This is a genomic window from Catenovulum maritimum, from assembly GCF_001050375.1.
GTDB classification, from domain to species: Bacteria; Pseudomonadota; Gammaproteobacteria; order Enterobacterales; family Alteromonadaceae; genus Catenovulum; species Catenovulum maritimum.
Window position 1 is genome coordinate 110,327 of the sequence record NZ_KQ130486.1, and the last position, 15,288, is coordinate 125,614.

Annotated in this window: 6 protein-coding genes; 4 read left to right on the forward strand and 2 right to left on the reverse strand. The window is 38.4% G+C overall.

Annotated features, from left to right (window positions below):
- Positions 1-294: 294 nt before the first annotated feature.
- Entirely contained in the window at positions 295-2,004 is a 1,710-nt protein-coding gene (locus tag XM47_RS07050; RefSeq protein ID WP_048691114.1) for a bifunctional protein-serine/threonine kinase/phosphatase, read from the reverse strand.
- A 282-nt stretch (positions 2,005-2,286) separates the two neighbouring features.
- Here XM47_RS07050 and XM47_RS07055 point away from each other — a divergent pair, with 282 nt between their 5' ends.
- The 4 genes from XM47_RS07055 (at position 2,287) to XM47_RS07070 (ending at position 11,907) form a co-directional block, all read left to right on the forward strand.
- Positions 2,287-4,521 carry a GspE/PulE family protein gene (locus XM47_RS07055; protein WP_053084523.1) on the forward strand — a complete coding sequence of 745 codons (2,235 nt, stop codon included), beginning with the start codon at positions 2,287-2,289 and terminating at the stop codon, positions 4,519-4,521.
- Positions 4,522-4,727: 206 nt separating this feature from the next.
- Positions 4,728-5,657 carry a GTP cyclohydrolase FolE2 gene (gene folE2, locus XM47_RS07060; protein ID WP_048691116.1) on the forward strand — a complete coding sequence of 310 codons (930 nt, stop codon included), beginning with the start codon at positions 4,728-4,730 and terminating at the stop codon, positions 5,655-5,657.
- Positions 5,658-6,012: 355 nt separating this feature from the next.
- On the forward strand, positions 6,013-10,482 hold the full coding sequence (gene gltB, locus XM47_RS07065; protein ID WP_048691117.1) for a glutamate synthase large subunit: 4,470 nt from the start codon (positions 6,013-6,015) through the stop codon (positions 10,480-10,482).
- A gap of 9 nt (positions 10,483-10,491) precedes the next feature.
- Complete coding sequence (locus XM47_RS07070) at positions 10,492-11,907, forward strand: FAD-dependent oxidoreductase (protein WP_048691118.1); 1,416 nt, start codon at positions 10,492-10,494, stop codon at positions 11,905-11,907.
- A 401-nt stretch (positions 11,908-12,308) separates the two neighbouring features.
- Here XM47_RS07070 and XM47_RS07075 read toward each other — a convergent pair whose 3' ends face one another.
- Complete coding sequence (locus XM47_RS07075) at positions 12,309-15,209, reverse strand: EAL domain-containing protein (protein WP_048691119.1); 2,901 nt, start codon at positions 15,207-15,209, stop codon at positions 12,309-12,311.
- Between the last annotated feature and the right edge of the window lie 79 nt (positions 15,210-15,288).

The following is a 15,288-nucleotide window of genomic DNA, read 5'->3' on the forward strand; positions in this document are numbered from 1 at the left end:
CAGACAGCTCAATTCAAGGCGTATCATTGCAGGAATGTAGGCACCTTTAAAAATGATACAACACAGAAGTGAGCTGTCTGTGAGGCTCCTGAAAGGCTGGGCTAAAAGCCATTTATTCTGCGTTAAGTTGGCTTGGCATAGAACCACTATGCCTGTGCCAACTTGCCTTGCCTAAATGGCTTTTATCTCCAGCTGATTATCACTATTTATATTGATTTAGCTCTATATAACGCATACCTCAGATGAATACCAAACAAGTAGCATTACATGCCTTTGATAAGGGTTAAAGCCTGATTAAGATAACCACAAATACATAAGTACAATATTTGAAATAAACATACCTATACTCACCATTTTCCAAAATTGCAGCGGGTCTCGCTCAACTAAAGGCTTAAACTCATGCTTACTCATTAAATCTTGATTAGGCGTTGATAAATCGGCTAAAAATTCAGAAAATGCTTGATGTCTAGTAGCTGGGTTTGGACTACATGCTCGCTCTAGAGCAACATCAATCCATTTTGGCGTATCAGCCCTAACCAAACTCATCGATTTATATTGCCAATAATTAAAATTCTGTGGAATGTTATTGCGTAAATTACCCAGCTCAAACGGTAACTTCCCGCAATACAGCTCGTAAAACATCACCCCAATTGAGTATAAATCAGATTGAAAGGTGCCTTTTTTCCCCATTAAATATTCAGGCGCAATATAATCAACTGAGCCGACAGGACAAGACTCTTTAAATGGTGTGCTTATTTCTTCTAAACCTTCAACCGAAACTGTCCCGAAATCGATAACCTTAATCTGCCCGTATTTATCAATAATGACATTTTCTGGTTTTAAGTCTCTATGCACCATGCCATTACGCTGAAAATAGCGCATGGCTTGTATCACTTCTTGAATAATTTTTCTGACTTCGTCTAAAGAAGGTGATGGATTATCGGCTATCCACTGGCGTAAATTTTGTCCACCTAAATACTCACATAAGTGGTACATAAATGGACTTTCTTCTGGCCTTGGATAGATATGCATAATATTTCGGTGAGAAAGTCGCTTGCCAATCCACTCTTCACGCAAGAATCCATCTAGATATTCAGGGTCTTCTCGGTAGTATGCCGACGGCATTTTAAGCGCATATTGCTTACCCTCATTATCTTCAACCAAAAATACATGGCTGCGAGTACCGCTAAACAGCACTCTAACGACATTAAAACCATCGATGTTTTGTCCAACTTCTAACACTGGCGGGATAACCAATTTAGATAAACGTCTATGCGCCTCATTCACATCTTCGTGTGGAAGTTTTTCTATCTGAATAAGCACACAGGAAACGTTATCATCACTACCATTTGCTAAAGCTAACTCAACTAGCTTCTCTGCGGCTTCGTTAAGATCTTTGGTTTCCTCGATATACTGCTTTACTAGCTTTAAATCGATAAATTCATGAAAACCATCTGTAGTAAGCATGTAAATATCATCAAGTTTCAAATCTAGAGTTTGATAATCGACTTCTAAATGGCTATCTATCCCCATAGCTCGGGTTAAAAAAGCCTCTTTTCTCGATGGATGAACATGATCTCTGGTAACACAAATAACGTCATCACCATCTAACTTATATAGTCGGCTATCACCCACATGAAAAATATGTGCGGTACAAGATTTAATAACCATAGCCGTAAAAGTACAAACTAAACTATCTTCTTCAGTTCTGTGGTTTTTATTGTATAACCAAGAATTTAAAGCAGTTAAAACCCTTGCCGATGCTTTATTGACACTCCAAGTATCGGGTGTCGAATAATAATCAGATAAAAATTGAGTCACGCAAAGCTGGCTCGCTTCATGCGATTTTTTACTACTGCTAACTCCATCTGCAAGGGCAACAGCAACCCCTTTGTGATCTAAAACTAGTCCTTTAGGGGTTTGCGCAGCAAAAGCGTCTTGGTTAATAGGCTTAACACCAGCAACACTTTGTCCACCAATTTTGACCTTTAATTGAGGTTTCATATTTTATCTCTGATTGATAATTAACAGTCTTTACGGTCGTCAATGTAAATTTGTATCGAATTTAGCTATTGTATAAATTAATCAGGAGATTTAAATAAAAAAATCCTCTATTCTTAAACACATGAGCTAACTGCATATTAATATATACAGAGTTCAAAATAATTTCAGCAAGAGTTTTAACCAGCCTGAACCCGGGATAACTAGTTAAAACTGACTATATTACACATGCATCGGCCCAAACTGGGAAATAATAGATAATGTGGCTAGCAAGGATATCTAATTATGACAGGCGATCTCTTTTATAAAAAACTCACTCAAATACTAAGAGAAATACATCAAAGCAACCACTTTACGGATATTTTCCCTAAGCTTGAAAACGAAATTTTAAGCTTATTCGAATGCGAACGAATGACAGTTTATCAGCGAAATAAAAACAGCTACGATATTGTCTCTCGTTATAAATCGGGTAATGAGCTGAAAGAAATTAGAGTCCCAATTGGACCTCAATCAATTGCCGGTTATGTCGCGTTTTCAAAAAAGCCATTAATCATAGAAGACGCTTATGACGCTGACGCACTCAGAGCAATACATCCAAAGTTAAAATTTGCAGCCCGTTTCGATCAGCAAAGTAATTTCAAAACGAGAAATATGCTCGCAATGCCGATTGTCGCAAATGACGTTTTACTCGGTATTATCCAGCTCATCAATCATAAAGATAAGTATGTTTTCGACGACGAAGATTTAGTCAGAGCTGAAGAGCTTGCTAGCTTTATCGGCCAAAAGTTTAGGTATGAACTAGGTGGCACTAAAACACCATTTGAATATCTAGTCCACAGTCAGCTCATTAGTGAAACAACCTTATCTAAACTAGAAATCCAAGCCAAAGATTATAGTGAAGTCATTCGAAGTCTAATAGAAGATTCGAAACTCAAAACTAAAGATATCGCTAAGTCTCTAGAGGTATATTACCAAGTTAAAAGCGTGACGGCCGATACTCCACTACAAGAACACCCAGCCAATCAACAATTAAATCCTCAGTACAGGCGCAAAAATCTAGTGACGATTTTAGCTAATCCTGAAATGGATCCGATTGTCGTCATGGCCCAACCGACCAATGCAACTTTATTACTCGAAGTAGAAAGCGCCACAGGGCTAAATAATTATGAACTTTGCGTAGGCTTGCCAGATGATATTCTTAAATTAATTGGTGGTAATCAGGGGCAAGAAAGTAATCCCGGTGAGTTAGGTGAAATACTAGATGAAATAGAAGAAAGTGTCGAAGATGCTGAAATATCCGACGACGAAGCACCAAACGAAGAAGCACCTGCTGTTGTCAGGCTAGTCAATAAAATTTTACAAGATGCGAAACGACTCGATGTATCAGACATTCACATTGATCCGAGTAAAGGAAAATCCCCGACCAAAGTCAGAATGAGAATAGATGGGGTCTGTCAGGACGTAATCCAGATACCGCCGTCACATCATGCAGCAACCGTTGCCAGAATAAAAATCATGGCAAGATTAGACATTGCAGAAAAGCGTCTGCCACAAGATGGTAAGTTTTCAGTTAAAATAGCTGGTAACCTAGTTGAAGTCAGGGTTGCGACCATACCGACTGTGTTTGGCGAAGGGGTCGTCATGCGAGTTTTAGCCTCAGGTGGTGCTTTACCATTTGAAGCATTAAATTTGTCGCCTCGAAATAACGACACTTTGCTCGAAATGATAAAGCATCCGCACGGCATCATCCTTGTAGTTGGCCCGACAGGTTCAGGGAAAACGACAACCTTGCATGCGGTATTAGGCAAGCTAAACACACCGGACAAGAAAATTTGGACGGCGGAAGATCCAGTAGAAATAACCCAACCCGGTCTACAACAAGTTCAAATGAATAACAAAATCGGCTTTGATTTTAAAACCGCACTTAGAGCATTTTTGCGGGCCGATCCAGATATTATTCTAATTGGTGAAATGCGAGATAAAGAAACAGCGCATGCTGGGGTTGAAGCTTCGTTAACCGGTCACATGGTTATGTCGACCTTACACACGAACTCAGCGCCTGAAACAATTACTCGATTATTAGACCTAGGATTAGATCCGATTAATTTTTCTGATGCCTGTGTCGGAATTTTAGCCCAAAGATTGATCCGAACTCTATGTAAAAACTGTAAAACCAGTTATAAAGCTAGCGACGATGAAATCAATTTTCTCAAAAGACAATACGGAGAAAGTTACTTTAGAGAACTGAACATAGATGAAACTGAGATAAAACTGCATAAAGCAGCAGGCTGTGATAGCTGTGCCCATACTGGTTATAAAGGTAGAACGGGCGTACATGAGCTATTGAAGATGACACCAAAATTAAGGCAACTTATCTACAAACAGTCATCTCTTGCAGAGCTAAAAGCGCAATCAATAGCCGATGGTATGCGGACTCTAGCTCAAGATGGGATTTATAAAGTCTTAGAAGGACAAACAGATTTCCATCAATTACAGCAACTTACCGCGAGCGAAGACTAAAAAATAGGTACCAGAGTAAATATATCAAGAAAATTTGATAAACCCTGCTATAACAGGGTTTATCAAGCTAAATCTTAAATGATATATTTGCACGGAATAACGTGTAAGAAACTGTGCTTAAAAAATCAGACCTTTTAATTCGATTTTATGGTATAACTTGCGCCCTTTTTTAATACCCAACAGTTTATCAATACTCTGGAGAATGAATGCCAACTTCTATGCCTGACATCGCCAACCAATCTTCTGCACAAACAGAAGGCATTTTGGATTGGGTTGGAATGAGTGAAATTGAAATTCCTCTAATGATTACTGCGAAAGGCGAACCTGAACGCCCAGTCAGTGCAAAAGTAGAAGCTTTTGTTAATTTAATGCAAGCTACAGCAAAAGGCATACATATGTCTCGCTTGTATTTATTGCTTGATCAATTATCAACTCAAGGCAGTTTAACAAAATCCAGTTTACTTGAATTGTTAGATAACTTTATTTCTAGCCATGAAGAATTAAGTGACAAAGCTTTTGTAAAGTTTAACTTCGATTACCATATGCGCCGAAAATCATTGATTAGTGGCAAGCAAGGGTGGAAAGCCTACCCAATCGAAATTAAAGGTTATTTTGTCGAAGGTGAAGCAACTATCGAAATGAAAGTTGACGTACCCTACTCTTCAACTTGTCCGTGTTCAGCTGCATTAGCAAGACAACTGATTCAAAAATCATTTAATACAAAATTTGCTGAGCAAGAGTTTGTATCTCAGCAAGAAGTTCATAAATGGTTAGGCACAACAGAAGGCATAGTTGCAACACCTCATAGCCAGAGAAGTATTGCTGAAATCAGAGTTAAATTAACCACTGAGGTTGAAGAGTTTCCAATCGGTGATCTAGTTGATTTAATCGAACAAGCACTTCAAACACCTGTACAAGCAGCAGTAAAGCGTGAAGATGAGCAAGAATTTGCACGTTTAAATGGACAAAATTTAATGTTCTGTGAAGATGCTGGTCGTCGTTTAAAACACGCATTAAATTTGATTCCAGGCTACTCTGATTTTTGGATTAGAGTAAACCACTACGAATCATTACATGCTCATGATGCAGTTAGTGTTTCAACTAAAGGTGTTGAAAACGGTTATAAAGCCTACTAAAACAAATTATTATTTAGTAAAAATGAATAAATATTCAACAAGAATGAATTTAATTTAAAATTTAGGTAATAAAATATTTTATATTTAAGATAGAAGATTTTACGGATTTATCCGAATATAGCGTCAAGTTATCCGAAGATGGATACAACTTGACAACAAATGCGGGCACCCTACTGGGTGTCTTCTTGTGTTTAATACACTGCATTTCGATTGATTTTTTTGCAATAAATCGTTATTGTACGAGGTTCTGTCGAAAAAATTAGTGAATGAATATACATAGTCAATGTTTATTTAGATTCCAGCATTTAAAACAGCTCAATCTAGTTAAAGAAAACTATGGGCCCCGGAGGTTTTGATGAAACTATATGACGTTAGCCAAGCTAAAGATAACTGCGGTTTTGGCCTGATCGCGCATATGGACGGTGAAGCGAGCCACAAGTTGGTTCGTACCGCAATTGGCGCTTTAGATCGAATGAAGCACCGAGGCGGTATCGCAGCGGATGGTAAAACAGGTGATGGTTGTGGTTTGCTTATGCAAAAACCTGATACTTTTTACCGAGCGATCGCAGATGAATTAAATTGGAAATTAGCGGCAAATTATGGTGTAGGTACTGTATTTTTAAGCCAAGATGCTGACAAAGCTGATGCTGCTCGTAAAATATTTGAAGAAGAGCTAGAGCGTGAAACGCTTACTGTTGTAGGCTGGCGTGTAATGCCAACTAACCCTGAGATATTGGGTGAAATTGCGGCTTCTCAATTACCTCGTTTTGAGCAAATATTCGTTAATGCCCCAACAGGTTGGAAAGAAATCGATTTAGAACGTCGTTTATACATAGCGCGTCGTCGTATCGAGAAGCGAATTAGTGAAGAAGACACAGATTTTTACATCGCAACACTATCAGGCTTAGTAACAGTATATAAAGGCTTAGTTATGCCTGCTGATTTACCTGAGTTTTATGCTGATCTTGCTGATTTAAGAATGCAATCTGCGATTTGTGTATTCCACCAAAGGTTCTCAACTAATACATCTCCGCGTTGGAAACTGGCACAACCTTTCCGTTTCCTAGCGCATAATGGTGAAATCAACACAATTAAAGCAAACCGTCAATGGGCTTTAGCGCGTACAAGTAAATTTGCTACGCCAATTTTACCTGACATGACAGATGCCGCACCATATGTTAATACCGATGGTTCTGATTCATCGTCATTAGACAACATGCTCGAGTTGTTACTTGCAGGTGGTATGGATTTATTCCGTGCAATGCGCTTATTAGTGCCGCCAGCTTGGCAAAACAACCCTGATATGTCACCAGAGTTAAAATCTTTCTATGAATTTAATTCACAGCACATGGAACCTTGGGATGGCCCTGCCGGTATCGTATTAACCAATGGTAAACATGTTGCATGTAACTTAGACAGAAATGGTCTTCGTCCTGCACGTTACGTTATTACTTCTAACCGTTTCATCACACTCGCTTCTGAAGTGGGTATTTGGGATTATTCACCAGATGAAGTTGTTGAAAAAGGACGCGTTGGTCCAGGTGAAATGCTTGCTGTTGACACTTCTACTGGTCAGTTATGGCGCAGTAATGAAATCGACCAAGATCTTAAAGACCGTCATCCATACCGTGAATGGTTAGATGAAAACGTTCAAAGATTAACACCTTTTGATCAGTGTGAAGCTGGCTTAATCGGTCAACGTAGCTTTGACGATGCTAAATTAGATGTTTTCCATAAATTATTTAATTACAGCTACGAAGAAATTGATCAAGTTGTAAAAGTATTATCGATTAATGGTCAAGAAGCGGTTGGCTCTATGGGTGATGATACACCTATGGCGGTATTATCGCGTAAACACAGAACGGTTTATGATTATTTCCGTCAAATGTTTGCTCAAGTAACCAATCCACCAATCGATCCATTACGTGAAAATCATGTAATGAGTCTACAAACTTGTATTGGTCGCGAGCAAAATGTTTTCTGTGAAACTACTAGCCATGCTAATCGTGTTTTATTTGAATCTCCTGTATTAATGTATACAGATATGGCGCAATTAAAATCTTTAGATGACACGCATTATGCATCTGAAACATTCAGCCTAAATTATGATCCAACTAAAGAGAAGCTAGCAGAAGCAATTCAAAGATTAACTAACGAAGCAATTGAAGCGATTAAATCTCGCAACGTAGTTATCGTTATGTTATCTGATAAAGATATCGCTAAGGGCACTTTACCAATCCCAGCAGCTATGGCAGTTGGTGCTTTACAGCAAAATTTACTAGACGCACAGTTACGTTGCGACAGTAATATTATTGTTGAAACAGCATCAGCAAGAGATCCGCATCATTTTGCAGTTCTAATTGGTTTAGGTGCGACAGCGGTTTACCCATATTTAGCTTACGAAACAATTGAACAGCTTGTTGAAAACAAAGCAGTTGCTTTAGATGCTCGTACTGCAATCAATAACTACCGTAAAGGTATCGGCAAAGGTTTATTTAAAATCATGTCGAAAATGGGTATTTCAACTATTGCGAGTTACCGTTGTTCACAATTATTTGAAGCCATTGGTATCAATGATGAAGTTATGCAATCTTGCTTCCGCGGTGTTGTTAGCCGTCTTCAAGGTGCAGATTTTGCAGATTTCGAACAAGACATTATCAACCTAGAACGTATTGCATGGTTACCACGTAAGAAAATGACACATGGTGGCTTATTAAAATTTGTTCACGGTGAAGAATATCACGCATATAACCCAGACGTTGTTGGTACATTACAAACAGCTGTTAAATCAGGCGACTATAGTGATTACCAAAAATTTGCTGACTTGGTTAACAAGCGTCCAATCGCGTCAATTCGTGATTTATTTAAATTAAAACAAACAAAAGCAATTAGCATAGATGAAGTAGAACCAGCGGAAAACTTATTCCCTCGTTTTGATACCGCAGCTATGTCAATTGGTGCATTGAGCCCTGAAGCGCATGAAGCATTAGCGATTGCAATGAACCGTCTAGGCGGTAACTCAAATTCAGGTGAAGGTGGTGAAGATCCAAAACGCTTTGGTACATTGAAAAATTCAAATATCAAGCAGGTTGCATCTGGTCGATTCGGCGTAACACCACATTACTTAGTCAATGCAAAAATTATTCAAATTAAAGTAGCACAAGGCGCTAAGCCTGGTGAAGGTGGTCAATTACCTGGTGATAAAGTTAATCCTTACATAGCGACACTTCGTTTCTCTGTACCGGGTGTAACTTTGATATCACCACCACCACATCACGATATTTACTCGATTGAAGATTTAGCTCAGCTAATTTTTGACTTGAAACAAGTTAATCCTGCTGCACTTATCTCAGTTAAATTAGTATCAGAACCAGGTGTAGGTACAATTGCAACAGGTGTTGCTAAAGCTTACGCAGATTTAATCACAGTTTCTGGTTACGACGGTGGTACAGCCGCAAGTCCATTAACGTCAGTTAAATATGCTGGTTCACCTTGGGAAATCGGGGTGGCAGAAACTCAACAAGCACTTGTTGAAAACAACTTACGTCACAAGGTTCGTCTACAAACAGATGGTGGCTTGAAAACGGGTCTAGATGTAATTAAAGCAGCACTTTTAGGTGCAGAAAGCTTTGGTTTCGGTACAGGCCCTATGGTTGTACTAGGTTGTAAATACCTACGTATCTGCCACTTAAATAACTGTGCTACTGGTGTTGCGACGCAAGACGAGAAATTACGTGAAAACAATTTCCACGGTTTACCAGAAATGTGTGAAAACTACTTTAAGTTTATCGCGCAAGAAGTTCGTGAAATAATGGCTAGCCTAGGTGTTGCTAAATTTAACGACTTAATTGGTAGAACGGATCTTCTAGAAGTATTAGAAGGCGAAACAGTTAGACAGTCTAAGTTAGATTTATCGCCGTTATTGTTTGATAACGTACCGGGTGCTGCAACTTCTCGTCACTGTACAGAAGCTAAAAACCCACCTTATGATGAAGCTGTATTAAACGCACAAATGCTTGCTGATTGTAAAACTGCGATCGAAAACAAGTCTGGCGGAGTATTCCGTTACCCTGTTTCAAACTTAGATCGTTCAGTTGGTGCGCTAGTCAGTGGTTACATTGCTCAACATCATGGAAACTTAGGCATGAACACTGCGCCTATCACAATTAATTTAAGTGGTAACGTAGGTCAAAGTTTCGGTGTTTGGAATGCAGGTGGCTTAAATCTAATCGTAACTGGTGATGCCAACGATTATGTAGGCAAAGGTATGGCTGGTGGTAAGCTTGTCGTTCGTCCACCTAAAGGCGTAAGCTACAAATCGCACGAGAGTGCAATTATAGGTAACACATGTTTATACGGTGCTACTGGTGGTAAATTATTTGCAGCTGGTCGTGCAGGTGAGCGTTTTGGTGTTCGTAACTCAGGTGCTACAGCCGTAGTTGAAGGTACAGGTGATAACTGTTGTGAATACATGACAGGTGGTATCATGGCTATCTTAGGCTCAGTTGGCGTTAACTTTGGTGCAGGTATGACAGGCGGTTTCGCTTATGTCCTTGACGAAAACGATGACCTAGCTGGCAAGCTAAATAAAGAGCTAATCGAAGCTTTAGGTTTCGAAGACAAAAATATCTTAATTGAACACCTACGTGGTCTAATTAACCAACACTTTGAAGAAACTGGTAGTGAGCGCGCTCAAGAAATTTTAGCGAACTTTAATGCTTACTTACCTAAGTTCAAGTTAATTAAACCGAAAGCAAACGACGTAAATAACTTACTTGGTCACATCAGCCGTTCATCTGATGAGCTAAGAGTTGAGATCAAGTAGGAGAAAGTAATGAGCAAAAATGTATATCAGTTCATGGACGTTGAACGTATTGATCCGCCGAAAAAGCCGATTGACACACGTAAAATTGAATTTGTTGAAATTTACGAGCCAATGAGTGATTCACAAGCAGCAGGTCAAGCTGACCGTTGCTTAGATTGTGGTAACCCATATTGTGAGTGGAAATGTCCAGTTCACAACTATATTCCACAATGGTTAGATTTAGCTAATCAAGGTCGAATTTGGGAAGCAGCTGAACTTTCACATCAAACAAACAGTTTACCTGAAGTATGTGGTCGAGTTTGCCCACAAGATAGACTGTGTGAAGGCTCATGTACGCTAAACGCTGAGTTTGGTGCGGTAACAATCGGTTCTGTTGAAAAATACATTACCGATACTGCATTTAAACAAGGCTGGCGCCCTGACCTATCTGATGTTGTAAAAACAGATAAAAAAGTTGCAATTGTTGGTGCAGGACCTGCTGGCTTGGCCGCAGCTGACGTACTGGCAAGAAACGGTGTAAAAGCCGTTGTATATGATAAATACCCTGAAATTGGCGGCTTGTTAACTTTCGGTATCCCAGCGTTCAAATTAGAAAAAGACGTTATGACGTTACGTCGTGAAATCTTTGAAAACATGGGTATCGAATTTGTCTTAAATACTGAAATCGGTAAAGACATACAGTTCCAAGAGTTAATCGACGGCTATGATTCAGTATTCTTAGGTATGGGTACTTATAAATACATGAAAGGCGGCTTCGAAAATGAAGATGCTCAAGGTGTTTATGATGCATTACCATTCTTGATTGCAAATACGAATCGCCAAATTGGTTTTGAAAAATCGCCAGAAGAATTCATCGACATGAAAGACAAAAAAGTTATCGTGTTAGGTGGTGGTGATACAGCGATGGACTGTGTAAGAACATCTATCAGACAGCAAGCAACTGAAGTTATTTGTGCTTACCGTCGTGATGAAGCTAACATGCCTGGTTCACGTCGTGAAGTTCAAAATGCACGTGAAGAAGGTGTTGATTTCTTATTCAACATTCAACCAATTGGTGTAGAAGTTGATGCAAACGGTAAAGCGACTGGCGTTAAATTTGTGAAAACACAAATGGGGGAGCCTGATGCAAATGGACGTCGCCGTGCTGAGCAAGTTGAAGGTTCAGAGCATGTGATTCCATGTGATGCTGTTATCGTAGCATTTGGTTTCCAACCTAACCCAGCGCCATGGTTAGCTGACTACGGTGTTGAATTAGACCAATGGGATCGCGTTAAAGCTTCTGCTGAAAACCAATTTAAGTACCAAACAACTAACGAAAAAATCTTCGCTGGTGGTGATATGGTTCGTGGCGCTGATTTAGTTGTAACAGCAATTGATGAAGGCCGTAAAGCAGCCGAAGGTATCTTGGATTACCTAGAAGTTTAATTTAAATTAAACTTGTTAATAAAAAACCGACCTAGTGTCGGTTTTTTTGTATCTAGCCTTAACTCTGGATAAAAAATTAGCCAACCCTATTATCAGGAAAAAGGCCCTCAAGAAAGCAAGTTGTTATCCCGCGTTGAGGTTATCTATTTTTCGACTAAATCTAGTTTCAGGAAAAGTTAATTTGTTAGCCAGATTTGAAGTGAATCAGAAAAACAACCAGAAAGAACGAAGTAGCCAAAGCTACACCTGCCACTATAAACATTAAAATTTTGCTGGCTTTATCTGGCTGAGTTACTGTTTGAGTGGGTTTACTTAGATTCATAAATATCCTTATAAATATTAAGCAAGTAAAGCAATTCTTTAGTACTTTAACTCTGCCTATAGTTCCTTTATCCTTTAATTTACTTTTCGAGTATAGAATCCTTTAAATAATTTGCAAAGTCAGCTTCATGCAAAGGTTTAGCAAAAAAGTACCCTTGATAATGCTTACATCCCATTTCTAGTAACGCATGTTGTTGAACTTGAGTTTCAACCCCTTCAGCAATTACATGTAAATGCATATGCTTAGCGATTGATATCATAGATTCAACTAAGGGTTGGTTAGATTCGCCATTTACCTCATCGATGAAAGCTTTGTCTATTTTCAACTCATCTAAGGGTAGATCTCTCAAATAAGATAAAGATGAATAACCTGTACCAAAGTCATCTAGTGCAACCTTAAACCCTAACAACCTAAGCTCAATCAATTTGGCTCTTGCATCGTCTAGGTTTTGCAGTAAGCCTGTTTCAGTTAATTCTAAAGTAAGAAAGCGAGAGTCTATTTGGTATTCTTGAATAACGGTTTTAAGTTTATCGATAAAATCAGTTTCAGCAAATTGCCAAGCTGATACATTAATAGATAGCTGTAAATTAGGCATTATTTGTTGCCAAGTTAACAACTTTTCAATAGCCGCACTAATCACCCAATCGCCTATACTGTGAATCAAACCTGACTCTTCTGCAATGGGAATAAACTTATCTGGCGGTACAAAACCTCGTGTTGGGCTGATCCAACGAATTAAGACTTCTGCCCCGTAAATCTTGCCCGTTTCATCAACTTGTGGTTGATAATTTAAGCTAAACTCTTTATTTTTTATGGCCAGACGCAAATCATTTTCGATAGAAACTCGCTCTTCAACTTGCTGTTGTATTTGAGGGTTAAACAGCAAATAACGTCCCCTGCCCTGATCTTTTGCTTGATATAATGCTGTCTCAGCGTAACGAAGAACATCTAACTGAGTAGAGGTATGCAGTGGAAAAATACAAATCCCGATACTGGCAGCAACATTCACAATTCGGTCCCCGACTTGTATTGGTCTAGCAATAACCTGAATCATATCTTTTGCCAGTTTTTGTGAGTATTCTGCTGCATCAGTTTCAACAACCTTAGAGACAATCGCAAATTCATCACCGCCAAAACGTGCAATAAAAGATTCATTGTTAAACTGCGTTAATCGACTGCCAACAGTTCTCAACACTTCGTCAGCAATATCTGTCCCAAGTGCATCATTTACATATTTAAAATTATCTAAATCAAGTAATAAAAAGCTAGCTTGGCCATTACTTTGTACTTGCCCCAAGGCTGATTTAAGCTGTAACAACAAACTGGCACGATTCGGCAGACAGGTTAAATAATCCTGATACGCCATCGCTCTTATTTCTTGCTCTACTTTATTTTTTTGCAGTTCAGAACCCGCTCTTGCCGAAAATATTTTAAGAATTTCAGTAATCTGAGAATTAACTTTAAGCACCTTAGTATCCAAGACAACAACAATCCCAACTGTCGCGCCAGATTGATCAAACATAGGTGCGCCAATATAGCCTTCAATCTCCATATCTTGTAGTAAAATGTCTTTAGGAAATAAAGATTGAACACCTCTTGGGTAACAGCAAATATCATTCCCCATAACATTAGCGCAAGGCGTATCAACTAGCTCATAACTAAAATTATCTATAATCGTATCTTGGTTTGCTAACGCTATAGTGCTGACACAGCCAGCAGCTTCATCATAAGTTCCAATAAAAGCATATTTAGCATTAAAAATACTATTCAAGCTCAAAACTAATTGGTTATAAAAATTCTGTCCGGTTTCTGAAGATACACCTTGAGCTATTTGCTTAATAGCTCGTTCTACATAAACATCCTGAGAAACATCTTTTACACGGATGCAGTATTCCAATAACTGGTTATCTTCGTCCAATACTGGAAATAAATAAAACTTTAGCCATGACGCGTTCAGGTTAGCAAAAAGCGTGTCTAAACCTGAAAAGTTCAAACTGACAATTGGAATAGATTGTGTCGTTTGCTTTAAATCTACTTTATAGCCATTAAGCGCTAGAAGGGCTTCAATTTTTTTGAATAAATTGACACCTAGCATATCTTGCTGCCAAAATTTTTGGCTAATTAAATTAGAGTTGGTTACCACCCCATCTAAATTAATAGTATGAGTTGTAATAGGATCTTGTTCGATAATTTGAGTGAGCTTATAACTGTCAGCTTCTGCTTGAATTCTGTGAGCTACCTCTAACTCTAAATCCTTATTTTTAGCTGCTATCGAATCCGCTAATTTTAGATAACTAAGTAACATAGCGATTCCCATAAAAACCACTAAAAAGAGGAAACCGAAGCCAGCTAAGTTTACCCCAGGTACATTATCCTGCATAAAGCTTCGATTATAGTAAATGGTGGAAAATTGAGCGATAAAATAACATGAAAGAAAAATGCTATTTAATCTTTGTCCGTATTTAAATAGCCGAACCGCACTATAAATTCCCCAAGCAAAAATAATGCTGATATAAAGCATGATATAGGCACTAGCTTGGGTTAATTTACCCGTTAAGTAATAAACGTTAAGGCCACCAAGTTCAAAATAATTCACCCCAGTTAAAGATTCATAGCGGAATGAATAAGGATTAATAAGGTTATAGCTAAAGACACACAAACAAATCGCTAAATTAATCAATAAAAATAATTTAAACCTTTTGGGTTTCAGATAACTAGACACAAAGGTATAAAATGCAATGGGGAAGGCAGTAGCTATCGCTAATCCAGCTTGAACATAAGCGATATGCTTATCGATATCACTTTCAAAAGTGTATAAATAAACAAAAAACTGATAGCCAGAAATAATAAAACATAAAGCGATTAACGAATTAATGCGAAGCTTATCACTACTTTTGGGCAGTAATAAAATCAAGGTGGCAGCAGCTATCAGCATGATAGCAATCGATGTTAAATATAAAACTGGTAAAATATATTCCACTAACCAATCCTGCAGACAATAATAAAAACTAAATTTTATTGATATTTAGTTGTGATCAAACTGGCAAAGCACTTAGTAA